Source organism: Streptomyces sp. A0958 (assembly GCF_004795035.1).
Lineage (GTDB): Bacteria > Actinomycetota > Actinomycetes > Streptomycetales > Streptomycetaceae > Streptomyces.
Window position 1 is genome coordinate 20,750 of record NZ_SSBK01000044.1, and the last position, 25,049, is coordinate 45,798.

A 25,049-nucleotide genomic window follows, 5' to 3' on the forward strand; every position below is an offset into this window, starting at 1 on the left:
GACCCGAACATCCCCCGATCGGATCAGCATTTTTTACGATTGGGGGATGCGTGGGAGTGACCGAGGGGGGAGTTCGAAGACGGGCCCTAGAAGGGCCGGGCCGGCCAGGGGGCGTCGGCGGGACGCAGCGAGTCGACGCCGTCGCCCGCGAGGACCGCGGCGAGCGAGAGCACGCCCACGACCAGGCAGCTGTTGTGCAGGTCCCCGGCGAGCGCCCCCCGCACCAGGTCCGGGAGCGGCACCCGGGCCAGCTCCATGTCGGCCTCCTCGTCGGCGACCTCGAAGCGCTCGCCGACGGCCTCGGAGACGTTCCGGGCGAGGAAGATCCGTACGGCTTCGTCGGAGCCGCCGGGCGAGGTGTAGATGTCGGTCAGCACCCGCCAGTCCTCGGCCTTGACGTACGCCTCCTCGTACAGCTCGCGCTGTGCGGCGTGCAGCGGGTTCTCGCCCGGTACGTCGAGCAGCCCGGCCGGGATCTCCCACAGCTTGTGGCGCACCGGGTGGCGGTACTGGCGCAGGACGAGGACGCGGCCCTCGTCGTCCAGCGCGAGGACGGCGACCGAACCGGGGTGGACCTGGTAGTCGCGGTGCGCGACCGATCCGTCGGGCATCTCGACGTCATCGGTGCGGACGCTGGTCTTCTTGCCCCGGAACGGGGTCGCGGTCGCGCTGACCCGCCATTCCTCGGGCGTGTCCTGGAAACCCATCTGCGTCCTCCCACGAAAAACGGTTGACCGGGGCCCGCGTCCTGCGTTCGGACGCGCGCCCCGGTCAACCGTAACGCCTGCGGACGTGCCGTTACTTGCCCGGCGCCGTCTCGGCGGCGGCGCCCGTCTTGCGGGCGACGGCCGCCTTCACCAGGCCGGCGAAGAGCGGGTGCGGGCGGGTCGGGCGGGAGCGCAGCTCCGGGTGCGCCTGGGTGGCGACCAGGTAGGGGTGGACCTCGCGCGGGTACTCGACGTACTCGACGAGCTTGTTGTCCGGGGAGGTGCCGGAGAAGACCAGTCCGGCCTTCTTCTCCAGCTCGGCGCGGTAGGTGTTGTTGACCTCGTAGCGGTGGCGGTGGCGCTCCTCCACGTACGGCTGGTCGTCGTAGGCCTCGCGGACCAGCGAGCCCTCGGCGAGCTTCGCCGGGTACAGGCCGAGCCGCATGGTGCCGCCCAGGTCGCCCGCGCCCTCGACGTACGCGAGCTGCTCCTCCATGGTCGAGATGACCGGGTGGGAGGTGGCCGCGTCGAACTCGGTGGAGTTGGCGTCGGGGATCTCGGCGAGGTTGCGCGCCGCCTCGATCACGATGCACTGGAGGCCCAGGCAGAGACCGAGCAGCGGGACCTTGTTCTCGCGGGCGTACTGGATGGCGCCGACCTTGCCGATCACGCCGCGCTCGCCGAAGCCGCCGGGGATGCAGATCGCGTCGACACTGGCGAGGGCCTTCTGCGCGCCGGCCGGGGTCTTGCAGTCGTCGGACGCGACCCACTCGACCTTGACGCGGGCCTTGTTGGCGAAGCCGCCGGCCCGGATGGCCTCGGTGACCGAGAGGTAGGCGTCGGGCAGGTCGATGTACTTGCCGACCAGGGCGACGGTGACCTCGTGGTCGGGGTTGTGGACGCGGTCCAGCAGGTCGTCCCAGGTGGTCCAGTCGACGTCGCGGAAGGGCAGGTCGAGCTTGCGCACGACGTAGGCGTCCAGGCCCTCGGTGTGCAGCACCTTGGGGATGTCGTAGATCGACTTGGCGTCCACGCAGGCGACCACGGCGGCCTCGTCCACGTCGCACATCAGCGAGATCTTGCGCTTGATGGCGGTGGGCACGTCGCGGTCGGCGCGCAGCACGATGGCGTCCGGCTGGATACCGATGTTGCGCAGGGCGGCCACGGAGTGCTGGGTGGGCTTCGTCTTCAGCTCGCCGGAGGGGCCGATGTAGGGCAGCAGCGAGATGTGCACGACGAAGACGTTGTCCCGGCCGACCTCGTGGCGGACCTGGCGGACGGTCTCCAGGAACGGCAGCGACTCGATGTCGCCGACCGTGCCGCCGACCTCGGTGATGACCACGTCGACGTCGTCGGTGGCCATCCGGCGGATGCGGTGCTTGATCTCGTTGGTGATGTGCGGGATGACCTGCACGGTGTCACCGAGGTATTCGCCGCGCCGCTCCTTGGCGATGACCTGGGAGTACACCTGGCCGGTGGTGACGTTGGCCGAGCCGTCGAGGTCCACGTCGAGGAAGCGCTCGTAGTGGCCGATGTCGAGGTCCGTCTCCGCGCCGTCGTTGGTCACGAAGACCTCGCCGTGCTGGAACGGGTTCATCGTGCCGGGGTCGACGTTCAGGTACGGGTCGAGCTTCTGCATGGTGACCCGGAGGCCGCGCGCCTTGAGCAGGGCACCGAGGCTGGAGGCAGTCAGACCCTTGCCGAGGGAAGAGGCGACACCCCCGGTGACGAAGATGTGCTTGGTCGTCGTGGATGTGGGCTGCATAGCCAAAGGGGGCTCCCGTGGTCGCGATCGTGAGGTGCGTGCCGGCGTTGCCGTCCGGAGATTCCGGAGATGCCGTCGCTGCGGTTCGGGGGCCTCGTCTGCTCTCGCCGACGACCACCGGTCCACGGGCTACCAGGGTAACAGCGACAGGGGGAGACCGCTTCCGGCCACCCGGTGCGTGAGCGCCCGGCGATCCCCTCGCGTCCCTCGTACCCCACTCGATCGGGTCAGCCCAGTTCGCGAGAGGGGCGCGCGGACCCCCCGGGTGCGTCGTATCCTGCTCGGACACTCGCTCGGGCGAGGTAGGAGCTCGCAGGTTCCCCCACAACAACCCCTTGCAACGACCTCTTGACCCGCAGTAAGCGCCCCACGGGGCGACATGGCCGTTCGACTGGAGATGCACGTGGCCGGGCGCATCGAGGATTACGCACTCATCGGAGACATGCAGACCGCCGCCCTGGTCTGCCGGGACGGCACAGCCGACTGGCTGTGCCTGCCCCGCTTCGATTCACACGCCATTTTCGCGGGGCTGCTGGGCACCGAGGAACACGGATTCTGGCGCCTGGGGCCGGCCCGCCCCGAGGGCGCGGAGCCGCCCTCGGCCGACCGCCGCCGCTACCGCGGGGACTCACTGATCCTCGAATCGGAGTGGGACACGCCACGCGGCACGGTCAGAGTGACCGACTTCATGCCGCCGCGCGACGGCGCGCCGCAGCTGATCCGGATCGTGGAGGGCGTCAGCGGCCGGGTTCCGATGCGCTCGGAGCTGCGGATGCGGTTCAGCTACGGGCGGGTCACCCCCTGGGTGCACAAGGTGGACACCCGTACGGTCGCCGTCGCCGGCCCGGACTCGGTCTGGCTGGACACCACGGCCGACACCTACGGCGAGAACCTGACCACTTACTCGGACTTCACCGTCGCCCCCGGTGACCGGATCGCGTTCACCATCAGCTGGCAGCCCTCGCACCACGAGCCGCCCGCGCTCGCGGACCCGGAGGGTTCGCTGGAGGCGACCGCGGACTTCTGGCGCGAGTGGGTCGAGCAGTGTACGTACCACGGGCCCTACCGCGAGGCCGTGGTCCGCTCGCTGATCACGCTGAAGGCCCTCACGTACGCGCCGACCGGCGGCATCGTCGCCGCGCCGACCACCTCGCTGCCCGAGGACATCGGCGGCTCCCGCAACTGGGACTACCGCTACACCTGGCTGCGCGACGCCGCGATCACCCTGTCCTCGCTGCTGCGCACCGGCTACCGCGAGGAGGCCCGCGCCTGGCGCGAGTGGCTGCTGCGCGCGGTCGCGGGCGACCCGGAGAACCTGCAGATCATGTACGGGATCGCGGGCGAACGGGAGCTGGGCGAGGCCGAGCTGGAGTGGCTGCCGGGCTACGAGAACTCCGCCCCGGTCCGGGTCGGCAACGGGGCCGCGGGCCAGCTACAGCTGGACGTGTACGGCGAGGTCACCGAGGCGCTGCACCTCGCGCACATGACGGGCCTGGCCCGCAACGACTACGCCACCGGGCTCCAGCTCAAGCTGATCGAGTACCTGGAGAAGCACTGGGGCGAGCCGGACGAGGGCATCTGGGAGGTGCGCGGGCCGCGCCGGCACTTCGTGCACTCCAAGGTGATGGCCTGGGTCGCCGTCGACCGGACCATCAAGCTCATCGAGTCCGGCGACGCGGAAGGGCCGCTGGAGCGGTTGCGCGGGCTGCGCGACGACATCCACCGCGACGTCTGCGAGCGGGGTTACGACAAGGAGCGCAACACCTTCACCCAGTCGTACGGGTCGAAGGAGCTGGACGCCTCCCTCCTGCTGATCCCGCAGATGGGCTTCCTGCCCCCCGACGACAAGCGGGTCATCGGCACGATCGAGGCGATCCAGCGGGAGCTGTCCACGGAGGACGGCTTCGTGCTCCGGTATCCCACCGCGGGCGACGACGCGGGTGTGGACGGCCTGGAGGGCGACGAGGGCGCGTTCCTGGCCTGCTCGTTCTGGCTGGCGGACGACCTCGCGATGATCGGCCGGGTCGACGAGGCCCGCCGGCTCTTCGAGAAGCTGCTGTCCCTGCGCAACGACCTGGGCCTGCTGGCCGAGGAGTGGGACGCGCGCCAGCAGCGCCAGGTGGGCAACTTCCCGCAGGCCTTCAGCCACGTGCCGCTGATCGACACGGCCCTGCGGCTGACGGCGAGCGGGGCGTACGTGGGCTGACGGCGGTGTGGGATGATCCCGTTCCCCGTGTCGGAGTCCGCGCGGGGATGTCATAGCCGTGTCGGATGCGACAGGTGAGCGGGATTCATGCCTCTAACTCAAGTAGTTCCACTCTTCGTGTACCGGACCGTCCCTGGCCGGGGCAGGACCCCAGCGTTCGGCGGCTGGCGAGGCTGCCTGGAGAAACGCGGGGTTGGTGGTCCGATGGGTACAGCGGTGGCCGCGCCGGTACGGCTGAGTGTCCGGCGTGGTGACGAGTCCGTGGTGGAGGACCTGGAGTGGCCATCGGTGCCGCTCGGGCTGCTGCGGCAGGCCCGGCCGTGGCGGACGTTCCGCTGGTTCAAGGGGCAGCAGCACTATTCGGGCACGTATTGGTCGGCGACCGTGGGCGATCATGTGATCTACGAGTCGCGGCTGGAGCTGGGGCGGCTGTTGTTCGCCGGCTTCGCTCCCGAGGTGCGGCAAATCGTCGCCCAGCCGTTCCTGCTCAAGGCCGGCGTTGATGGCAAGGTCCGCAAGCACATCCCGGACTATCTGCTGCTGACGGATGACGGTCCGGTGGTCGTGGACGTCAACCGCGGCACCGACTTGAGAAGCCGGAAGTCGCTTTCACCTTCGCCTGGACGCAGGAGGCCGTGACTTCGCGCGGGTGGCAGTACGAGGTGTGGAGCGAGCCGGATCCGCACGTGCTGGAAAACGTCCGGTTCCTGGCCGGCTACCGCCGCGCCTGGCTGTTCGACCCTGACCTGGTGGCCGCGCTGCGGGCGGTGGACCTGGACGGGATGTCGCTGGGCGACGCCTTCCGGCTGCGGCCGGAGTGTCCCCGGCCGCTGGTGAAGTCGGCGGTGCTGTACCTGCTGTGGTCCGGGCATGTGACGACCGCGCTGGACCGGCCGTTGAGCACAGGCCACGTGTTGCGGAGGGCAGCATGAGCGGGGCGGGGACGAAGCTGGGGGTCGGGACGCACTTCCGGCTGGAAGGCGAGACGGTCGAGGTCGTGGAGTTCGCCAGCCTGGCCACGGGCATGGAGGTCGTCCTCAAGGACGGGCGCGACCGGCTGGCCAGGATGTCACTGCGCGAGTTGCTGACTTGCGATCGCGCCGAGCTGATCCACGATAGGTCAGGCCCGTCTGCCGCCGATGACGAGGACCTCGCGGCCCGCACGGCCCTGATCACGAGAGTTGGAAGACTGCGTCGCGAGATCGGACACCCACTTCTCACTCGTACAACCACGGCATCACCGATGAAACTGACCCAGATCGGTGAAGCCGTAGTCGCTGCGATCCACGCCACGGGGCCACGGAACCAAGGATGGCTGCGTGCCGACCTACAGGACACGCCCTAGCTCGGCCCGGCTCAGCTTCCGGCCATGGCGATGACCAGTTTGCCGCCCTTCGGGCGCTGCTCGCGCTCCAGCTCCGTCAGGGCGGGAATCGCCTCGGCCAACGGGACCGAACGGGCGATGGGCAGGCGCAGGGTCCGGGCCACCTCCTCCAGGTCGGCGGTCACGGGTCGGCCCATCATCGCCCGGAACGGGCCGGGCAGTGCGCTTCTGATCATTTTGGCCGGGGTTGGGACGATGTCGACGATGGTTCCGCCGGGCTTCAGCAGCGTTCGGGCCGCGGCGAAGGTAAGCATGCCGGGCGTGTCGAGGACGAGATCGAACCGTTCCGCGAGGGCGGCCGGGTCGAAGCCGAAACCCACGACCGGCTCGACGCCGAGCTCGTGGGCCTCGTCGGCCGCAGGGTTGCGGCAGCTGCCGGCGACCGAGGCTCCCCGCGCCTGGGCGAACTGGGCGGCGGCCCGGCCCACCCCGCCCAGGTACCCGTTGACGAAGACCGCCTGCCCGGGCCGGATTTCCGCCGTGGCCTGGTAGGCGGTCACGCCCACGGTCGGCAGGGCGGCTGCCTGCTCGTACGAAAGGTCCACCGGTTTGAGCACGACCGCCTTCTCCGGGGCCGTCACCATCTCGGCGAACGCCCCCGCCTGCCGGAACCGAGCCCGGCCGAGTACCGCGTCGCCGGCCTTCAGGCGGGTGACGCCGGCGCCGACCGCCTCGACGACTCCGGCGAAGTCGTGCCCCATCGCCCGGGGAAAGGAGCGACCGGTCATCAACTTCATCTCGCCGTTGCGCATCTTCCAGTCCAGCGCGTTGGAAGCCGCCGCTCGGACGCGGACGAGAACCTCGTCCGGACCCGGGCGTGGTGGCTCGAACTCAGCGAGCCGCATCACCTCCGGGCCGCCGTAGCGGTCGTATTGAAGGCGCTTCACGAGGCGTATTCGTTCGAGATCTCGGTGGCGTAGTTCTTCCAGAGCGGTTGCATGGTCTCGGCGTTGACCGGCTGCCCGGAATCGATCATGGCCTTGAAGTCTCGGAAGTACTGCACATACAGGTCCGGCGTGAAGGTGTTCAGCATGACCGCGTTCTCGTCGCCGACGTTGGCGAACGTGTGCGGCGCCCCGGTCGGCACGATGACCCAGGTGCCCGGCCCGGCGTCGTATTGGTCCTCGCCGACGGTGAACCGGAAAGTTCCCGCCAGCACGTAGAAGCCCTCGTCATGCTGGGCGTGGCGATGCTGCAACGGGCTCGGGGTGCCCGGCGGAATGGTGACCTCGGCGAACCCCAGCCGGTGGTCGGTGTGCTCGCCGTTCTCCAGGATGCGGATCTGCTGCGCCCCGCTGCCGAGGATCTCGCCCTCACCGGGGCGGACGATGTTTACCTTCGCCACGACTTCTCCTATTGCTATTGCCTGCCTTGGTCACCACCATCCTTGTCCGGGCCGGCTGTGCGCGTCTTGGTCGTCTGTGCACGGTTGCTGGTTACCAGTGCACGGGCGTTGTAGCCGTACGTCGCCTTGAAGAGCTTGCTGAAATGGGTGGGATCGGAGAATCCCCACCGGGCGGCCACGGCGGTAACCGTACGTCCGCTTCCGGTCAGCTCGGCCCGGCAGCGCTCCAGGCGGCGACGGCGGATCAGGGCCGCGACGGTGAGCGGCTGGTCCTCGAACAGCTTGTGCAGCCGGCGTACGGATATGTTGTGGGTGGCGGCGATGCCAGGCGGGGACAGATCGGGATCGGCCAGCCGGGTCTCGATGTAGCCGGCGATCCGGCTCCGCAGCCACTCGTCCGCGGCCGGTTGTTCGTCGCCGAGCCGGGCCTCCAGTGCGACCGCGATCAGCTCGACGACGGCCGCCGCCGACCGCAGCGCCTCCGCCTCGCGGAACTCGGTCGCCGACCACGCCGACTGCCGGGCCAGCACGGAGACGAGAGCGCCCGGGCCGTGGCTGCCGTCGATGCGTACGCCGATGAGCCGGTCGATCTGCGCGGGCCGGATCCGAAGCTCCCGGCGCGGAACCAGGATGGTGACGTGCGCCGAGGCGGTGCTCTCGAACCGGAGCGTACGCGTGGGATCGAGCAGTACCAGGTCGGTCGGCCCGAGTTCGGCGTCGCCGCGCCCTTGCTCGATCCGCGTCCGGCCCCGGGTCATCACCTTGACCGCCAGGTTCTCGCCGTCGGAGGCGTCGCGCTCCCGCCCGATGCAGGCGCTCTCGGGCGTGTCGAGGGAGACCAGCCGCAGCGGCCCGAGGTCACGGGTGGCGATCCCGCCCCGGAAGCCGGCCCCGGCCAGCTTGTTGATCAGCGGCGGAAACCCGCTGGCGGCCAGCTCGTCCTGGAACGACTCAAGGTTGCCGATCACCGGTCAATGATAACGGCGACACTTCTACTCAGGCACGGTGTTCGGCGGGGGGTTACAGCGGCGCCGGCCCGCATCTGCTCTACCAGGCTCTGGTGCACGCGGTGGACGGATCAGTCGCGCCGGCGACCGACGGCCGAACGGTGAGCGCAGCACCGATATCGGAATCGGTGGTAACCGCCGCGATGGACTTCGAGATGTGTTCACGCTCGTTGGCGATCAACTGGAGTCCGCTGGTGGACGCGGCTGTGACGGCCGGCCTGCCGACACCCATAACCGCCGGCCGGGTACCGGGTTGCGAAGCCCCGTCGTCTTGAGCGCCGGCCGGTAACGTCTGGTGAGCACCACCGCAGTCACCGCCGCAAAGAACGCGGCAGCGAGGATCGCGCGTGGTCTTCGTGATCGCATGAACGAGTGTCTCTTTTGCCGGTCAGCCCAGCGTTATGCGCGCACGACGCCGGGAAGCCGGGAATGGGAACGGCACCGACGCTCGGACCGATCGGACCTGCCGATCTGCGGTCGGCGGCATCGTTTCGACGTTCGAGGCCGATCACTCGGTGTAACCCCGCGCGGTCTGGCGAGGTGGGTGAAATCGGGACTCTGTTCAAACGGCGTGGATGTCGATCAGCGGAGCCTGTCGATTGTTGAGCTCGCGGGATCGCTTTCACCAGCCCGGAACGCAGCGACCAGATCGCCCGCCGCAAAGCCAAGGGCTCCCGCGGCGGACGCCCACCCGCCTTCGATCCCGAGCGCTACACCGGCCGCAACGTCGTCGAGCGCTGCTTCAATCGACTCAAACAGTTCCGCGCGATCGCCACCCGCGTCACCTACTACCGCTCAGAAATCATCATTGCCGCCATCGTGTTATGGCTGCGTGCCGACCTACAGGACACGCCCTAGTCCATACCAACCGTCGCCTCAATGGGGCCTGGACCCAGCGCTACGAACACGGCGTTCCCGTCAGTGACCTTGAACCCGTCGAGGTCGATGGCACGACCGGGACGCCGGCCCATTTCGAGCCGGACGAGTCGCTGGGTTCGGTGCCCCTGCCGGAGGATGCCGATCTTTCGCGCCTGGCCACAGCCTGGCCTCATCTAGAGGTTCAGGTCAATGACCAGCGGCTGCGGCGTCACGGGCCGAGGTCCGCCGACTGGAGCCGCCATCAGTGAGCGGCCGTTGGCTCTTCCGTTCGCTGAGGAAAATGACACGAAAGCGGGACTGTGTCACTGGCACGACCGCGGAATCCGGCCTGAAAGTGCAGGTCACTGCAGCTCCAGAGGACACGGCTTGCCGGAACCTACAGGCGGGGCCGGTCGGGGCGCCGGACTCCGGCGCCCAGTCCGGCCCGTCCCAGTCCGGCCCGTCTCAGTCCTGCCCGGGGCCCGTCACGACCGGGCGGCCCGCCGAGGGCAGTCCCCACTCGCTCCAGGACCCGTCGTACACGGCCGACTCGCGGTAGCCGGCCAGCTCGGCCCCCAGCGCCAGCACGCAGGCGGTCACGCCCGACCCGCAGCTGAAGTACAGCCGCTCCCGGTCGCCGGCCAGGGCGGAGAAGGCGGCGCGCAGTTCGGCCGGCCTCCGCATCCGGCCCTCGTCCTGGATCTCGCCGAAGGGCAGGTTGACGGCCCCCGGCATATGGCCGCCGCGCAGCCCGGCCCGCGGCTCGGGCTCCGTACCCTCGAACCGGCCCCGGGTCCTGGCGTCGAACACCGCGGCGCCCGGGTCGCCCAGGGCGTCCACCACCGTATCGGCGCCGACGACGAGCCCGGGGCGGGGCCTTGCCGTGAAGTCGCCGGGCGCTGCGGCGGCGGGCGGGCCCTCGTCCACGGGCAGTCCGGCGGCGGTCCAGGCGGGCAGGCCGCCGTCGAGGACGGCGGCCCGGTCGAAGCCCATCGCCCGGAGCATCCACCAGGCCCGGGCGCTGGAGTAGATGCCGACGGCGTCGTAGACGACGACGGTGTCCCCGTCGTGGAGGCCCAGCGCGCGCAGCTCATCGGTGAACCGGCCGGCGTCCGGCATGGTGTGCGGGAGCGGGCCGGTGGGGTCGGAGAGCGCGCCGTCGATGTCGAAGGGCCGGGCGCCCGCGATCCGCCGGCCGGCGCCCCGGTGCGCGCCGACCGAGGCGTCGAACACCAGCAGCCCGGGAGCGCCGAGGTGCGCGGCGAGCCAGTCGGTGGTCACCAGTGGTCCGGGCAGCGCGCTCACGGCTGCGCCCCGGTCCCCGTACGGCTGAACGTCCTCGGCCACATGTCCTCCCAGCTGCCCCGAAGCCGGCCGGCCCGGTCCGTCCGGCACGGATTTTCAAGATCGCAGCCGGTGCCGGCGCTGTCAACGGCCCAACGGCCCCCTTGGCCGCTCAGCGGCCGAGCGGCTGGACCAACTCGTCGTAGACGCAGAGCACCTGGGCGATCGTGTCGTCCTCGCTCGGCCAACCCGCCGCCTGCCGGGGGCCTTCGGCGGCCAGCCGTGCCCGTTCGGCCGGATCGCCGAGCAGCCGGGCCACGGCACCGGACAGCGCGTCGGCGTCCGCGTACGGCACGAGAACCGCCGCGTCGCCCACGAGTTCGGGCGTGCCGCCGACCGCGGTGGCGACCAGCGGCACCCCGGCCCGCAGCGCCTCCTGGGCCACCGTCGAGCGGGACTCCCAGCGGCTGGGCAGGACGGCCACGTCGGCGGCGGCCAGGAGTGCCGTGGCGTCGGACCGGCTGCCGAGCAGCTCGACGGGCAGGTCCTCGGTCGTGATCCGCCGCCGCAGGGCCGCCCGCTCCCGCCCCTCACCGGCGACGACCAGCAGGGGTACGGGGTCGAGCCCGCGCCACGCGGCTGCCGCGTCGAGCAGGGTGCCGTACCCGTGGTGCGGGACGAGGCTGCCCACCGCGACGATCAACGGCCGCCCCACTGCGCCCAGTTCGGCCCGCAGCTTGTCGGCGGGCGGCCCGGCGGCGAGGCGCGGCAGCGGTGCGGACACGGGCGCGAGCCGGGCGTCGCGGGCGCCCCGGCTACGCGCCCGGTCGACCAAATCGGAGGAGGTGGCGAGCACAACGGCCGCCGTGCGCACGGCTTTTCGCTCCAGCAGGTGCAGCAGCCGGCGGCGGGCCCCTTCGGCGTGGGCCCGGGTGTGCCAGGTGACGACCAGCGGGACGTGCCGCCCGCCGAGCGCGAGGGCCGCCCGCACGGCGGCGTGCAGGCCGTGCGCGTGGACGACGTCCGCACCGGCGCAGGCTGCGCGCAGCGCGGCGACGGCGACGGGGTCGCTGCGCCGGGGCACGGGCGCGAAATGGGCTCCCGCGGCGGAGAAGACGTGGGCGCGGTCCAGTGCGGCCGGCGCGCAGACCGTGACCCGCACCCCTCGGGCGACCAGCCCGGCGACCAGCGAGCCGACATGGGCGCTGCTGCCGGCACTGCCGCCGCCGAGCACTTGGACCGCACGCAGCTGTGACACGTGAATGGCTCCCGGGGCTCCCGAGTCGGGGGTACGAACACGGCCAAGGATGCCAGCCCGTACGCACGTTCCGGCACGACGGAACCGCTACTCCGGTGCTCATCGCGACAAACCGGGCAGGGCACACCACCCGCACGGGTGAAAGTGTGTGCGGCGCCGCGACAGCCGTACGCCGGGTGTGACATCCGTACGCGCGACGCGACATCCGTACGCGCGACGCGACATCCGTACGCGCGACGCGACATCCGTACGCGCGACGCGACATCCGTACGCCGGGTGCGACGGCCGTACGCCGGGTGTGACATCCGTACGCGCGACGCGACATCCGTACGCCGGGTGCGACGGCCGTACGCCGGGTGCGGCGGCCGGGGTCGCGGTGCGGCCCCGGCCGGACACGCCCGGCCGGGACGCGCCCTACCCGTCGGCGCGGGCCGTCGCGAGCAGTTCCTCCGCGTGGGCGCGGGCCGTCTCGGAGTCCTCCTGGCCCGCGAGCATCCGGGAGAGTTCCCGTACCCGGTCCTCGCCCTCCAGGACCGTGACCCCGCTGCTGGTCACCGAGCCGTCCACGGTCTTCTCGACCAGCAGCTGCCGGTCGGCGAACGCGGCCACCTGGGGCAGGTGGGTGACGACCACGACCTGGGCCGACCTGGCGAGCTTCGCGAGGCGCCGCCCGACCTCGACGGCCGCCTTGCCGCCGACACCCGCGTCGACCTCGTCGAAGAGGTAGGTGGGCACGGGGTCGGAGCCCGCGAAGACCACCTCCACGGCGAGCATCACCCGGGACAGCTCACCGCCCGACGCGCCCTTGGCGATCGGCCGGGGCTGGGCGCCGGGGTGCGGGGCCAGCAGCAGTTCGACCTCGTCGGCGCCGGACGGCCCGTAGGCCACGTTGCGCCCGCCGATCTCGATGCCGGACGCCTCGTCCGCCGCGTCGGTCTGCCCGATGGCGAAGGACACCCGGGCGTGCGGCATGGCGAGCGAGGCCAGCTCCTCGGTCACCGCTTCGGCGAAGGACGCGGCGGCCGCCGTCCGGGCGTCGGTCAAGGCCTGCCCGAGGCCGGAGAGTTCGGTGCGCAGCGCGTCCCGCTCCGCGGTGAGCTCACCGATCCGGTCGTCGTCGCCCTCCAGCTCGGTCAGCCGGTCCGCGCCCTCCTGCGCCCAGGCCAGCACGGCGGTGATGTCCGCGCCGTACTTGCGGGTGAGGCCGGTGAGCGCGGCGCGCCGCTCCTCGACCGCGGCGAGCCGCAGCGGGTCGGCGTCCAGCTGGTCCGCGTACCCGGACAGTTCACCCGAGACGTCGGCGAGCAGGATGGAGATCTCCCCGACCCGGTCGGCGAGCGCGGCGAGCGCCGGATCGTGCGAGCGCACCCCGTCGAGGGCCTGCCCGGCGGCGGCCACGACGGTCGTCGCGTCGACGGCCTCCGGGTCCTCCGGATTGCCGGCCAGCGCGATGTGCGCGAGGGCGGCGGCGGAGGCCAGGGCGTCGGCGTGGCCGAGCCGCTGTGCTTCGGCGGCCAGCTCCGTGTCCTCGCCGGGCAGCGGTTCGACGGCGGCGATCTCGTTCAGCCCGAAGCGCAGCAGGTCGGCTTCCTGGGCGCGTTCACGGGCCCGGGTGGTCAGCTCGTCCAGCTCGCCGGCGACGTCCCGCAGCCGCCGGTAGGCCGCCGCGTACTTCGCCAGCGGCACGGCGACGCCGTCACCCGCGTACCGGTCGAGGGCCTGACGCTGCCGGGCCGGCTTGAGGAGGCCCTGCTGATCGGTCTGGCCGTGCACGGCGACGAGTTCGTCGGCGAGCTCGGCCAGCACGCCCACCGGCACGGATCTGCCGCCGAGATGCGCCCGGGAGCGCCCTTCCGCGGAGACGGTACGGCTGATGAGCAGGGCACCGTCCTCGATCTCGGCCCCGGCCTCCTCGGCCCGGACCGCCACCGCGTCGCCCTCGTCCACCGTGATCCGGCCCTCGACGACCGCGGCCTTGGCACCGATCCGCACCAGGGCGGGGTCGGCGCGTCCGCCGAGCAGCAGCCCCAGGCTGGTGACGACCATGGTCTTGCCGGCGCCGGTCTCGCCCGTCACCGCGGTGAAACCGGGTGACAGCTCCACCACCGCGTCGTCGATGACCCCGAGCGACCGTATCCGCATCTCCTCCAACACGGACATGACCATACGAGGTTTCCCGGCCCGCGCGCACACGGGCCACGGCCGGGGCGCCGGATCGTCCGGCCCGCCCGGGGTCAGTGGGGCGCACCCCGCCACCCCGACACCGGCAGGGCGAACTTGGCCACCAGCCGGTCCGTGAACGACGCCTGGTGCAGCCGGGCCAGCCGTACGGGTACGGCACCGCGCCGCACCTCGACCCGCGCCCCGGAGGGCAGCTCGACGGTCCTGCGCCCGTCGCACCACAGCACCCCGTGCGGGGTGTGCGGCTGGACCTCGACGGCGAGCACCGAGGACGGCGAGGTCACCAGCGGCTTGGCGAACAGCGCGTGGGCGCTGATCGGGACCATGAGCAGCGCCTCGACCTCGGGCCAGACGACGGGGCCGCCGGCCGAGAAGGCGTACGCGGTCGAGCCGGTGGGCGTCGCGCACACGATGCCGTCGCAGCCGAAGCCGGTCACCGGGCGGCCGTCGATCTCCAGGACGACCTCGAGCATCCGCTCGGGCGACACCTTCTGCACCGCCGCCTCGTTGAGCGCCCAGTCGGTGTGGACGACGTCGCCGTTGCTGTGCACCAGGACGTCGATCGTCATGCGTTCCTCGACCGTGTACGCCCGGGTCACGACCCGGTCGACGACCTTGTCGAGGTCGTCGCGTTCGGCCTCGGCGAGGAAGCCGACCCGGCCGAGGTTGACACCGAGCATCGGCACCCCGGAGGCGCGTGAGAGCTCGGCGCCGCGCAGCAGGGTTCCGTCGCCGCCGAGGACGACCAGGAGCTCACAGCCGTTCAGCACCTCGGGCGTGGCATCGGTGACGGTCTCGACGGACGACGGCAGCGGCAGGTCGGCCGCCTCCGTCGCCAGGACCCGTACGCTCAGGCCGCTGCGGAGCAGCCCCTGCACGACGAGTTCGGCGCTGCGGATCGCGGCCGGGCGGCCGGTGTGCGCCAAAAGGAAGACTGTACGTGCCGCATTCGTCGTCAACGAGGCCCCTCCGCCACTGCACGGTCGACATCCGCGGGCTCCAGTTCAGGTGCTCCGGCCCGCAGCCACAGAAAGTACTCGACGTTCCCCGACGGGCCGGGCAGCGGGCTCGCCGTCACGCCCCGGACCCCGAGGCCCAGCGCCCACGCCCGGCGGGCCACCTCGCGTACCGCCTCGGCGCGCAGTTCGGGGCTGCGCACCACGCCGCCGCTGCCGAGCCGTTCCTTGCCGACCTCGAACTGCGGCTTGACCATGAGGACCAGGTCGGCGTCGGGGGCGGCGCAGCGGACCAGGGCCGGCAGGACGAGCCCGAGCGGGATGAACGACAGGTCGCCCACCACCAGGTCCACCGGCTCGCCGTCGATCGCCTCCAGGGTCAGTTCCCGCACGTTGGTGCGGTCCTTGACGGTGACGCGTGCGTCGGACTGGAGCGACCAGGCGAGCTGCCCGTATCCGACGTCCACGGCGAGGACGCGGGCGGCTCCGGCGCGCAGCAGCACATCGGTGAACCCGCCGGTCGACGCTCCGGCGTCCAGCGCCCGCCGCCCCTCGACCTCAAGGCCGAGCGGGACGAAGGCGGCGAGGGCTCCCGCCAGCTTGTGGCCGCCGCGCGAGACGTACTCGGGGTCGTTGTCGTCCTTGGTGACGACGACGGCGGCGCTGGTCTCGACCTGGGTGGCCGGTTTGGTCGCGGTGTTGCCGCCGACGGTCACCCGGCCCGCCGCGATCAGCTGGCTCGCGTGCTCGCGCGAGCGGGCCAGCTTTCGGCGTACCAGCTCGGCGTCCAGACGGCGACGGGCGACTCCTGCCACGTTCGGTTCAGCTCCTGTGGTTGTACGAGGGCATCGGTGCGGGTGCGGGCCCGGCGTCCAGCGCGCTCAGCGCCTCGCGCAGGCCACGGTGTACATCCTCGTACACCTCGGTGTGTCCGTCCGCCGACAGGTGGTCGGCATCGGCCAGGCGCTCCAGCAGGACGTCCACCCCGGCGTTGCCGGTCGGGGCCCGTACGACACCGAGGGGCGCGGGCCCCGCGGGGTCGGCCGGCTCCGGCGGGGCGTCCGTCTCGGGCTCGGGCATCGGGTCGCTCATGCGGGAAACGCTACCGCGTGGGGCTGGGGTACCGTCGATCACGATGGCGACCATGGCGGAGTGCCGCAGCGCACTCGACAGACTTTCCGACAACCTCGCGGGGGCGGACGGCGACGTGCGCCGCGCGGCCGACCTGGACCGCTCGCTCAGCTGCCACATCAAGGACCTGGACATCACGTTCACCGGACGCCTGTCCGGCGGCCGCATCCAGGTCCTGGACACGCTGGAGGGCCCGCCCCGCGAAAAGGCCGAGATCCGCCTCGCGATGACCGGCGACGACCTGGTGGCCATGGTGAACGGCGACCTCGACTTCGCCAAGGCCTGGGCCGCGGGCCGAGTCCGCCTGGAGGCAGGCTTCCGAGACCTCCTGAAACTGAGATCCCTCCTTTAGCCCCAGCAGCCCGAGCCGCCCGCCCGCAAGCCCGTCCGGCGCTTGAGGGCGCCTTTCCAGCCCGTCGCACCACACCAAGCCCGTCCGGCGCTTGAGGACATCTTTTCCAGCCCGTCCGGCGCTTGAGGTCAAGATCCGGGGCCCCGGGGGCCAGGTCACACCGCCACAACCCCGCGCGCCCCGCGCACCCGCGCCGCCGGCACCACCAACGGCGTCCCCGTCTCCGGATCGGAGATCACCTGGCACCGCAGCCCGAACACCCGCTCCACCAGCTCCGCGGTGACGATCTCCCCGGGCGCCCCCTCCGCGACGACCTCCCCGTCCCGCATCGCGATGAGATGCGTGGCGTAGCGCGCCGCGTGGTTCAGGTCGTGCAGGACGGCCACCAGCGTGCGCCCCTGCGTCTCGTGCAGTTCGGCGCACAGGTCCAGGACGTCGATCTGGTGCTGGATGTCGAGGTACGTCGTCGGCTCGTCCAGGAGCAGCAGCGGCGTCTGCTGGGCGAGGGCCATCGCGATCCAGACCCGCTGGCGCTGACCGCCGGACAATTCGTCGACATAGCGATCGGCGAGCTCACCGATGCCGGTCGACGCCATCGATTCCTCGACAACACGTTCGTCCTCGGGCGACCACTGCCGCAGCAGCCCCTGGTGCGGGTAGCGTCCCCGCGCCACGAGGTCCGCGACGGTGATGCCCTCCGGCGCGATCGAGGACTGGGGCAGCAGGCCCAGGGTCTTCGCGACCTTCTTGGCGGGCAGGCCGTGGATCGACTGCCCGTCCAGCAGCACCTGCCCGCGGCTCGGCTTCAGCATCCGCGAGAGCGCCCGCAGCAATGTCGACTTGCCGCAGGCGTTGGGGCCGACGATCACGGTGAACGAGTGGTCGGGTATCTCGACCGAGAGGTTCTCCGCGATGACCCGCTGGTCGTATCCGAGGGTCACCGAGTCCGCGGTGAGGCGCTGCATGGTCGTACTCCGGGGGTCGGACGGTTCGATGGGGTCGGCGGCGGGATTCATATGCGGCCCGCCTTGCGCTCGGTCACCAGCAGCCACACCAGGTAGCAGCCGCCCAGCACCCCGGTGACGACGCCGACGGGCAGCTGCCGGTCGCCGAACGCGTCGAGCGCGATCCAGTCGGCGACGAGCAGGAGCGCCGCGCCCATGAAGGTCGCGGCCACCAGGTTGGGGCCCGTGGAGCGGGTCAGCCGGCGCGCCAGCTGCGGGGCGCTCAGCGAGACGAACGCGATGGGTCCGGCGGCGGCCGTGGCGACGGCGACGAGCAGGACGGCGGAGCCCATGAGGAGGAGGCGGGTGCGTTCGACCCGTACCCCGAGCGCGTACGCGGCGTCGTCGCCCATCTCCATGACCCGCAGGGCCGGCCCGTGCCCGTACACCAGCGGGAGCAGCACGGCGCAGACGGCGAGCAGGGGCCAGACCTGCGTCCAGTCCCGGCCGTCGAGGGAGCCGGTCATCCAGACGACGGCACGCGTCGCGTCGACGAGGTCGGCCTTGGTCATCAGGTACTGGGCCACGGCGGTCAGCATGGCGGCGGCGCCGATGCCGACCAGGACGAGCCGGAAGCCGTGCACGCCGCGTTTCCAGGCGAGCAGGTAGACGGCGACACCGGTCAGCAGGCCGCCGGTGATCGCACCCGCCGAGACCGCCGCCGCACCGCCCTGGAAGAGGACGATCACGGTGAGCGCGCCGACCGTGGCGCCCTGGCCGAAGCCGAGGACGTCGGGGCTGCCGAGCGGGTTGCGGGAGATGGTCTGGAAGACGGCGCCGCCGGCCCCGAGCGCCGCGCCGACGAGGAGTCCGACGAGCACCCGCGGCAGCCGCAGATCCGTGACGATGAACTCCTGCTGGAAGGTGCCGTGGCCGAAGAGCGTGGTGACGACCTCGCCGGGCGTCATCGAGAAGTCGCCGCTGCCGATGAGGACGACCGCCGCCCCGGCCGCCACGACGGCCAGGAGCAGGATCACCAGGGCCGCCCGGACGTTCATCCGGAACGAGTAACCGCCGGGTGTGCGCACGGCCCGCACCGGACGGCCGCCGCGTGCCGCCCCCTTCGTGGTCGTGGCCTTCACAGCTGGGACATCCTCTTGCGTCGTACGAGGTGGATGAAGACGGGCCCGCCGATCAGCGCGGTGACGATGCCGACCTGGAGTTCGGACGGGCGGGCGATGACCCGGCCGACCACGTCGGCGCCGAGCAGGAGCACCGGGGAGAGCACGGCCGCGTACGGCAGAATCCACCGCAGGTCGGGCCCGGTGAGGGTGCGCACCAGGTGCGGGATCATCAGCCCGATGAAGACGATCGGCCCGCACGCGGCGGTGGCCGCCCCGCACAGCAGGGTGACGGCGAGCATCGCGAGGACCCGGGTCCGGGTCAGGTGGGCGCCGAGGGCGCGTGCGGTGTCGTCGCCCATCTCCAAGGCGTTGAGCGGGCGGGCGATGAAGGCGGTCAGCAGTACGCCCAGCGCGATGAACGGCCACACCTTGCCGACCGTCTCGGAGTTCGCGGAGGCCAGCGAGCCGACCGTCCAGAACCGCAGCCGGTCCAGCGCCGCCGAGTCCAGCAGCTGTACGGCGTTGACGTACCCGTACAGCGCGGCGGTGACGGCCGTCCCGGCGAGCGCGAGGCGCACGGGGGTGGCGGAGCGGCTGCCGCCGAGGAAGTACACGGCCACCGACACGATCGCGGCACCGGCGAAGGCGAACCAGACGTAACCGGTCAGCGAGGTCACACCGAAGAAGCTGATGGCCGAGACGACGGCGGCCGACGCACCGGCGTTGACGCCGAGGATGCCGGGCTCCGCGAGGGGGTTGCGGGTCAGCGCCTGCATCACCGCCCCGGCGAGCCCGAGCGCGGCGCCGACAATCAGCCCGAGCAGGGTGCGCGGAATCCGCACCTTGCGTACGAGGACGTCGTCGCCGCTGCCCGCGTAGTGGAACAGGCCGTGCCAGACGTCGGAGAGGGGCATCGCCTTGGCGCCGATCGCGATGCTCGCGAAGCACACCAGCACGAGGACGGCCACGGCCACCAGGAGCCCCGCCGCTCGCGCCGCGTGACGCCTGCGGGGGGCGGCGGCCTTGTCCGGCGCGGCTATCGGGCCGGGACGGGAATCCGGGGGACTTTCAACCAACACTCGGTTAGGTTAGCCTACCCAGCCCCCGCCACCCCCGGCCCGGCCCTCCGCCGGCCCCTGCGCTCTCGGCCGGCCTCCTGCGCCTCCGGCCCGTATGCCGGCCCCTCACACGCTTCCGGCCCCGCCGGCCTTCTACGCGCCTCCGGCCCGCCCGCCGGCCTCTTACGCGCTTCCGGCCCGTCCTTCGCCGCCCGCCCTTCGCGCGGGGCGGCTCCTACAGCCCGAGCCGGCCAACGGCCTCCTCCGCGTCCAGTTCGCACACCCCGTCACCGGCGTGCGACCAGGCCGCCGCGCACAGCGCCCGCAGTCCGTCGAGCGCGTCCCCGTCGCCGTCCAGCACGAGCCGGTCGTCCCGGGCGGACGCCGTCCAGCCACCGCAGCCGAAGCCCTCGCCGTCCCGCACCACCTCGGGCTGCCCGGTGAGCAGGCCGCGCAGGTCCGCGTCGATGTACGTGGGCCGGTGCTCGGGCGCGGCGGCCACCAACTGCGCCGCGTCCGTGACCCCGGTGAGGACGAGCAGCGAGTCGACGCCGCCGTTGAACGCCCCCTCGATGTCCGTGTCGAGCCGGTCGCCGACCACCAGCGGCCGTTCGGCCCCGGTCCGCAGCACGGTCTCGCGGTGCATCGGCGGGAGCGGCTTCCCGGCCACCTGCGGCTCGGCACCGGTCGCGATCCGGACGACCTCGACGGCCGCCCCGTTGCCCGGCGCGATCCCCCGGGCACCCGGAATCGTCAGGTCGGTGTTGGAGGCGAACCACGGCAGCCCGCGGTTGATCGCGTACGACGCCTCGGCGAACCGGCCCCACGCCAGGTCCGGCCCGCCGTATCCCTGCACCACCGCGACCGGGTCGTCGTCCGCCGACTCCACCGGCTCCAGACCGCGCTCACGCAGCGCGACCCGCAGTCCCTCGCCTCCGATCACCAGTACCCGCGCCCCGGCCGGCATCTGGTCGGCGACCAGCCGGGCCACGGCCTGCGCCGAGGTGATCACGTCGGTGGGTCCGGCCGGGACGCCGAGTTCGGTCAGGTGCTGCGCCACGGCGGCCGGGGTGCGCAGCGCGTTGTTGGTGACGTACGCCAGGTGCATCCCCCCGTCCCGCGCCGTGCCGAGCGCCTCGACCGCGTGCGCGATCGCCAGCCCGCCCGCGTACACCACCCCGTCGAGGTCGAGCAGCGCCGTGTCGTACGCCTCGCTCAACGCGGTACTGCTGCCGCTCGGACTGGTCCTGCTCGCCTGACTCATATCGCGCGCTCCTCATCGCCTGCTTCTCCCCCGATCATCGCGCATCCCCGTACCGCACATACGATGCAGAAATGAACACACGAGGCACGGCGGAGCAGGGGCTGCGTCTGATTCCGTTCCGTGGACTGCGCTACGTCCCCGAGCGGGTCGGCAGTCTCGCCGCGGTGACCTCGCCCCCGTACGACGTCGTGGTACGGCCCGACGGGCTGCTCCACCTGGAATCGGCGGACCCGCACAACATCGTGCGGCTGATCCTGCCGCAGGCCGACACCGTCGCCGCCCGCAACGAACAGGCCGCCGCCACCCTGGACAGCTGGCTCGCCGAGGGCATACTCGCCCCCGACGCGGAGCCCGCCCTGTACGTGTACGAGCAGCGCAACGACGAGATCCTGCAACGGGGCGTCGTCGGCGCCCTCGCGCTCTCCGGTCCCGCCGAGGGCGTGGTGCTCCCGCACGAGGACGTGATGGCGCATGTCGTCGAGGACCGGGCCGACCTGATGCGCACCACCGCGGCCCATCTGGAGCCGCTGCTGCTGACGTACCGCAGCGACGGGGACACGGCCACGGGGGCGACCGCCGTCATCGAGCGGACCGTCGACCGCCCGCCGCTGCTGGCCACGACCACGGAGGACGGCTACTGCCACCGGCTCTGGGCGGTCACCGATCCCGCCGACCGGGCGGAGATCGAGGCGGACCTGATCCGGCACCAGGCGCTGATCGCGGACGGCCACCACCGCTGGGCCACCTATCTCCGGCTCCAGCGGGAGCACGCCGATCCCGGCCCCTGGGACTTCGGCCTGGTCCTCCTGGTCGACACGGCCCGCTACCCGCTCCGGGTCCGTTCCATCCACCGTCTGCTGCACGGCCTGCCCGTCGCGGACGCGCTGGCCGCGTTGAACGGCCTGTTCCGCGTACGCGAGGTCGAGGGGCCGCTCCCCCGTGCCCTGGACGCCCTGGCCGACGCGGCCGCCGAGGGCAACGCCTTCCTGCTCGCCGGCGACGGCGCCTTCCATCTGGTCGACCGGCCCGACGAGGCGCTGCTGGCCCGCACGGTTCCGGCGGACCGGCCGACCGCCTGGCGCACCCTGGACGCGACGGTCCTGCACGCGGCGCTGCTCGACCACGTCTGGCAGATCCCGGACGACCCGGCGCACATCGCCTACATCCACGACACGGCGGCCGCCGTCGAACAGGCCGAGCGGAACGGCTCGACGGCGGTGCTGATGCATCCGGTACGGGAGGAACTGGTCCGGGACCTGGCCCGGCAGGGCGTCACCATGCCCCGCAAGTCGACATCCTTCGGCCCGAAACCGGCCACGGGCCTGGTCCTGCGCAGCCTCGCCCTCGGCTGAGCGCACACATGGAAGAGGAGGGCGGCACCCCGGGGGTGCCGCCCTCCTCTTCTTCTACGTCAAGCGTTACGCCTTGGAGGAGCCGTCCTCGTCGGTGTCATCGCCGTCCTCGTCGGTGTCATCGCCGTCCTCGTCGATGCCGTCGCTGTCCGCGTCGGCCACAGCGGGAGACTCGCTGACGGGAGAGCCGCTGACGGGAGAGCCGGTGACGTCCTCGTCCTCGTCGAGGGCGTCAACGAACTCGACGCCGTCCAGCTCGGCGAGGCGGTCCGACGCGTCCGTGGCGCCGTCCTTGTCGGCCTCCAGCGCCTTGCCGAACCACTCGCGCGCCTCGTCCTCGCGGCCCGCCGCGAGCAGCGCGTCGGCGTACGCGTAGCGCAGGCGCGGCGTCCACGAGTGCACGGCGCTCGACGCCAGCTCGGGGCTCTGCAGCGTCACGATGGCGGCGTCGATCTGGCCCATGTCCCGGCGGGCACCGGCGGCCACGAGCCGCATCTCGACCTGTCCGGCCTTGTCCAGCTTCTGCACCTCGGGCTCACCGGCCATCGCCATGGCCTTCTCGGGCCGGCCGAGGCCGCGCTCGCAGTCGGCCATGACCGGCCACAGCTCCACGGACCCGGTCATCCGCCGGGAGGCCCGGAACTCCGCCAGCGCCTCCGCGTACTTCTGGGTGGCATAGGCGGCGAAGCCGGCGGCCTCACGGACGGCGGCGACGCGCGAGGCCAGCCGAAGGGCGATGCGCGAGTACGCGTACGCCTGCTCGGGGTCCTCGTCGATGAGCCGGGCCACCATGACCAGGTTCCTCGCCACGTCCTCGGCCAGCGTCTTCGGCAGGCTCAGCAGCTCCTGACGGACGTCCTGGTCGATCTCGTGACCGGTGACGTCGTCGGGGATGGGCAGCCGCTTGATGGGCTCGCGGTCCCGGTCGTCCCGGCGCTCGTACCCGCCCGGACGGCCACCCCGGTCGTCCCGGCCCCGGTAACCGCCGCGGTCCCGGTCGTCCCGCCCGCGGAAGCCGCCGCCACGGTTGTCGTCGCGACGCGGCGCACGGTCACGGTCGCGGTCGTCACGGCGGAAGCCGCCACCGCCACCGCCACCGGTCGGCCGGCTGTCGTCACGACGGGGGCCACGGGGGCGGTCGTCGCGCCGGTCGTCCCTGCGGTCGTCGCGCCGCTCGTAGCCGCCCGGACGACCACCACGGTCGTCCTCGCGACGCGGGGCCCGGTCACGGTCGCGGTCACGGTCGTCACGGCGGAAGCCACCGCCGCCGAAGTTGCTCCCACGGTCATCGCGGCGGAAGCCGCCACCGGAGGAGGAGCCGCCGCCACGGTCGTCACGGCGGAAGCCACCGCCGGAGTTGCCGCCACGGTCGTCGCGGCGGAAGCCGGCACCACGGTTGTCATCATCCCGACGAGGACCACGCGGCCGGTCGTCCCGGCGATCGTCACGCCGGTCATCCCTACGGTCGTCGCGCCGCTCGAACCCGCCCGGACGACCACCACGGTCGTCCTCACGACGCGGCGCGCGGTCGTCACGCCGGAAACCGCCACCGCCGCCGCCGGAGTTGCCCCCACGGTCATCACGGCGGAAGCCGCCACCGCCGCCACCGGAGGAGTTGCCCCCGCGGTCATCACGACGGAAGCCGCCACCGGAGGAGTTGCCCCCACGGTCATCACGACGGAACCCACCGCCGCCGGAGTTGCTCCCACGGTCATCGCGGCGGAAGCCGCCACCGGAGGAGGAGCCGCCGCCACGGTTGTCCCGGTTGTCGTCACGGCGGAACCCGCCCTGACGGTCGTCGCGGCGGAAGCCGGCACCACGGTTGTCATCATCCCGACGAGGACCACGCGGCCGGTCGTCCCGGCGGTCGTCACGCCGGTCATCCCTACGGTCGTCGCGCCGCTCGAACCCGCCCGGACGACCACCGCGGTCGTCCTCACGACGCGGCGCGCGGTCGTCACGCCGGAACCCACCACCGGAACCGCCGTAACCACCACCACGGTCATCACGACGGAAACCGCCACCGCCGGAGTTGCCCCCACGGTCATCACGACGGAAACCACCACCGCCACCGCCGGAGTTGCCCCCACGGTCATCACGACGGAAACCACCACCGCCGCCGCCGGAGTTGCCCCCACGGTCATCACGACGGAACCCACCACCGGAGGAGGGGCCGCCGCCACGGTTGTCGTCACGACGCGGCGCACGGTCACGGTCGCGGTCGTCGCGGCGGAAGCCGCCACCGCCACCAGTCGGCCGGCTGTCGTCACGACGGGGGCCACCGCGGTCATTGTCCCGGCGCGGACCGCGCGAACGGTCGTCACGGCCGCCGCCGAAGCCGCCCCGGTCACCGCCGTCCCGGCGACGCGGCTCGCGCTCCGAACGATCGTCGGGAGAGTTGGTGGACATCGGTGGTGCTCCTGTCATCGGGTACTACAGACATTCTTGCGCAGCCGGACATCCGACGCGCTTCGGCAAAACAAAAAAAGGACCCTTGGTCCCAGCGTTGAACGCTGGGACCAAGGGTCCTTCAAAGATTGTTCGGCGGCGTCCTACTCTCCCACAGGGTCCCCCCTGCAGTACCATCGGCGCTGAAAGGCTTAGCTTCCGGGTTCGGAATGTAACCGGGCGTTTCCCTAACGCAATGACCACCGAAACCCTATTGGGTTCTAGCGAACAAGCACACTTTTCAATTAAGTTAGTGAAGCTGTTCAGCCGGTGCGATAACTGTTCGCAACCCGGGAACAACACAGTGGACGCGAGCAACTGAGGACAAGCCCTCGGCCTATTAGTACCAGTCAGCTCCACCCGTTACCAGGCTTCCACATCTGGCCTATCAACCCAGTCGTCTACTGGGAGCCTTAACCAATCAA

Annotated in this window: 22 protein-coding genes, 2 rRNA genes and 2 pseudogenes; 7 read left to right on the plus strand and 19 right to left on the minus strand. The window is 71.9% G+C overall.

The window, feature by feature from the left end; all coding sequences use genetic code 11:
• Positions 1-86: 86 nt before the first annotated feature.
• Both E6P78_RS28880 and E6P78_RS28885 read right to left on the minus strand, forming a co-directional pair.
• Positions 87-707 carry an NUDIX hydrolase gene (locus E6P78_RS28880; protein WP_136206592.1) on the minus strand — a complete coding sequence of 207 codons (621 nt, stop codon included), beginning with the start codon at positions 705-707 and terminating at the stop codon, positions 87-89.
• 91 nt (positions 708-798) lie between these two features.
• Positions 799-2,472, minus strand: a complete 1,674-nt coding sequence (locus E6P78_RS28885) for a CTP synthase (protein WP_136206593.1) — start codon at positions 2,470-2,472, stop codon at positions 799-801.
• A gap of 403 nt (positions 2,473-2,875) precedes the next feature.
• On the opposite strand from E6P78_RS28885, the gene E6P78_RS28890 reads away from it, so the two are divergent.
• The 4 genes from E6P78_RS28890 to E6P78_RS28900 all read left to right on the plus strand — a co-directional run bounded on the left by E6P78_RS28890 (position 2,876) and on the right by E6P78_RS28900 (position 6,023).
• The gene (locus E6P78_RS28890) at positions 2,876-4,678 is read left to right on the plus strand and encodes a glycoside hydrolase family 15 protein (protein WP_168712730.1); all 1,803 of its coding nucleotides are present in this window, start codon (positions 2,876-2,878) and stop codon (positions 4,676-4,678) included.
• Positions 4,679-4,939: 261 nt separating this feature from the next.
• Positions 4,940-5,317 (plus strand): TnsA-like heteromeric transposase endonuclease subunit, encoded by a 378-nt coding sequence (locus E6P78_RS33675; protein ID WP_240799408.1) that lies wholly within the window; start codon positions 4,940-4,942, stop codon positions 5,315-5,317.
• Complete coding sequence (locus tag E6P78_RS33680; protein ID WP_240799409.1) at positions 5,314-5,610, plus strand: hypothetical protein; 297 nt, start codon at positions 5,314-5,316, stop codon at positions 5,608-5,610. Before E6P78_RS33675 ends, E6P78_RS33680 begins: the two co-directional genes overlap by 4 nt.
• Positions 5,607-6,023 carry a hypothetical protein gene (locus tag E6P78_RS28900; RefSeq protein WP_136206594.1) on the plus strand — a complete coding sequence of 139 codons (417 nt, stop codon included), beginning with the start codon at positions 5,607-5,609 and terminating at the stop codon, positions 6,021-6,023. Before E6P78_RS33680 ends, E6P78_RS28900 begins: the two co-directional genes overlap by 4 nt.
• An 11-nt stretch (positions 6,024-6,034) precedes the next feature.
• On the opposite strand, the gene E6P78_RS28905 is transcribed toward E6P78_RS28900, so the two are convergent.
• Genes E6P78_RS28905 through E6P78_RS28915 form a run of 3 tightly spaced genes read right to left on the minus strand, consistent with a single transcriptional unit; the run spans position 6,035 to position 8,375 of the window.
• Positions 6,035-6,949: an NADP-dependent oxidoreductase gene (locus tag E6P78_RS28905; protein WP_240799410.1), complete on the minus strand. Its 915-nt coding sequence runs from the start codon at positions 6,947-6,949 to the stop codon at positions 6,035-6,037.
• Complete coding sequence (locus E6P78_RS28910) at positions 6,946-7,407, minus strand: cupin domain-containing protein (RefSeq protein WP_024494953.1); 462 nt, start codon at positions 7,405-7,407, stop codon at positions 6,946-6,948. Before E6P78_RS28910 ends, E6P78_RS28905 begins: the two co-directional genes overlap by 4 nt.
• A 14-nt stretch (positions 7,408-7,421) precedes the next feature.
• Positions 7,422-8,375 (minus strand): helix-turn-helix domain-containing protein, encoded by a 954-nt coding sequence (locus E6P78_RS28915; RefSeq protein WP_024494954.1) that lies wholly within the window; start codon positions 8,373-8,375, stop codon positions 7,422-7,424.
• A gap of 645 nt (positions 8,376-9,020) precedes the next feature.
• Here E6P78_RS28915 and E6P78_RS28920 point away from each other — a divergent pair.
• Positions 9,021-9,272: pseudogene (locus E6P78_RS28920) on the plus strand (IS5/IS1182 family transposase); the annotation flags it as partial.
• 465 nt (positions 9,273-9,737) lie between these two features.
• Here the strand turns inward: E6P78_RS28920 and E6P78_RS28930 are convergent.
• The 6 genes from E6P78_RS28930 to E6P78_RS28955 form a co-directional block, all read right to left on the minus strand.
• On the minus strand, positions 9,738-10,619 hold the full coding sequence (locus tag E6P78_RS28930) for a sulfurtransferase (protein ID WP_136206596.1): 882 nt from the start codon (positions 10,617-10,619) through the stop codon (positions 9,738-9,740).
• 109 nt (positions 10,620-10,728) lie between these two features.
• Positions 10,729-11,814, minus strand: coding sequence for a glycosyltransferase family 4 protein (locus E6P78_RS28935; RefSeq protein ID WP_136206597.1), 1,086 nt, complete (start codon positions 11,812-11,814; stop codon positions 10,729-10,731).
• A 414-nt stretch (positions 11,815-12,228) separates the two neighbouring features.
• A complete protein-coding gene (gene recN / locus E6P78_RS28940; protein ID WP_206307943.1) occupies positions 12,229-13,974 on the minus strand; it encodes a DNA repair protein RecN in 1,746 nt (581 codons plus the stop codon).
• 74 nt (positions 13,975-14,048) lie between these two features.
• Complete coding sequence (locus tag E6P78_RS28945; RefSeq protein ID WP_136206599.1) at positions 14,049-14,954, minus strand: NAD kinase; 906 nt, start codon at positions 14,952-14,954, stop codon at positions 14,049-14,051.
• Entirely contained in the window at positions 14,951-15,766 is an 816-nt protein-coding gene (locus E6P78_RS28950) for a TlyA family RNA methyltransferase (RefSeq protein WP_136206600.1), read from the minus strand. The genes E6P78_RS28945 and E6P78_RS28950 overlap by 4 nt, the downstream gene beginning before the upstream one ends.
• Positions 15,767-15,773: 7 nt before the next feature.
• The gene (locus E6P78_RS28955) at positions 15,774-16,031 is read right to left on the minus strand and encodes a hypothetical protein (RefSeq protein ID WP_136206609.1); all 258 of its coding nucleotides are present in this window, start codon (positions 16,029-16,031) and stop codon (positions 15,774-15,776) included.
• 55 nt (positions 16,032-16,086) lie between these two features.
• On the opposite strand from E6P78_RS28955, the gene E6P78_RS28960 reads away from it, so the two are divergent.
• A complete protein-coding gene (locus E6P78_RS28960) occupies positions 16,087-16,434 on the plus strand; it encodes an SCP2 sterol-binding domain-containing protein (RefSeq protein WP_136206601.1) in 348 nt (115 codons plus the stop codon).
• A gap of 155 nt (positions 16,435-16,589) precedes the next feature.
• On the opposite strand, the gene E6P78_RS28965 is transcribed toward E6P78_RS28960, so the two are convergent.
• The 4 genes from E6P78_RS28965 to E6P78_RS28980 form a co-directional block, all read right to left on the minus strand.
• Positions 16,590-17,399, minus strand: a complete 810-nt coding sequence (locus E6P78_RS28965; protein WP_136206610.1) for an ABC transporter ATP-binding protein — start codon at positions 17,397-17,399, stop codon at positions 16,590-16,592.
• 47 nt (positions 17,400-17,446) lie between these two features.
• On the minus strand, positions 17,447-18,520 hold the full coding sequence (locus E6P78_RS28970) for an iron chelate uptake ABC transporter family permease subunit (RefSeq protein WP_136206602.1): 1,074 nt from the start codon (positions 18,518-18,520) through the stop codon (positions 17,447-17,449).
• The gene (locus E6P78_RS28975) at positions 18,517-19,476 is read right to left on the minus strand and encodes an iron chelate uptake ABC transporter family permease subunit (protein WP_136206611.1); all 960 of its coding nucleotides are present in this window, start codon (positions 19,474-19,476) and stop codon (positions 18,517-18,519) included. The genes E6P78_RS28970 and E6P78_RS28975 overlap by 4 nt, the downstream gene beginning before the upstream one ends.
• A 319-nt stretch (positions 19,477-19,795) precedes the next feature.
• Positions 19,796-20,824, minus strand: coding sequence for an HAD-IIA family hydrolase (locus tag E6P78_RS28980; protein ID WP_136206603.1), 1,029 nt, complete (start codon positions 20,822-20,824; stop codon positions 19,796-19,798).
• A gap of 71 nt (positions 20,825-20,895) precedes the next feature.
• Here E6P78_RS28980 and E6P78_RS28985 point away from each other — a divergent pair, with 71 nt between their 5' ends.
• Positions 20,896-22,176: a DUF1015 domain-containing protein gene (locus E6P78_RS28985; protein WP_136206604.1), complete on the plus strand. Its 1,281-nt coding sequence runs from the start codon at positions 20,896-20,898 to the stop codon at positions 22,174-22,176.
• Positions 22,177-22,242: 66 nt separating this feature from the next.
• On the opposite strand, the gene E6P78_RS33090 is transcribed toward E6P78_RS28985, so the two are convergent.
• From E6P78_RS33090 to E6P78_RS29000, 4 genes and pseudogenes are all read right to left on the minus strand, one after another.
• On the minus strand, positions 22,243-23,076 hold the full coding sequence (locus E6P78_RS33090) for a tetratricopeptide repeat protein (RefSeq protein WP_240799412.1): 834 nt from the start codon (positions 23,074-23,076) through the stop codon (positions 22,243-22,245).
• A 615-nt stretch (positions 23,077-23,691) separates the two neighbouring features.
• Positions 23,692-24,603: pseudogene (locus E6P78_RS34045) on the minus strand (hypothetical protein); the annotation flags it as partial.
• Between the two features lie 112 nt (positions 24,604-24,715).
• Positions 24,716-24,832 (minus strand): 5S ribosomal RNA (gene rrf / locus E6P78_RS28995).
• Between the two features lie 112 nt (positions 24,833-24,944).
• Positions 24,945-25,049, minus strand: a 23S ribosomal RNA gene (locus E6P78_RS29000); the annotation flags it as partial.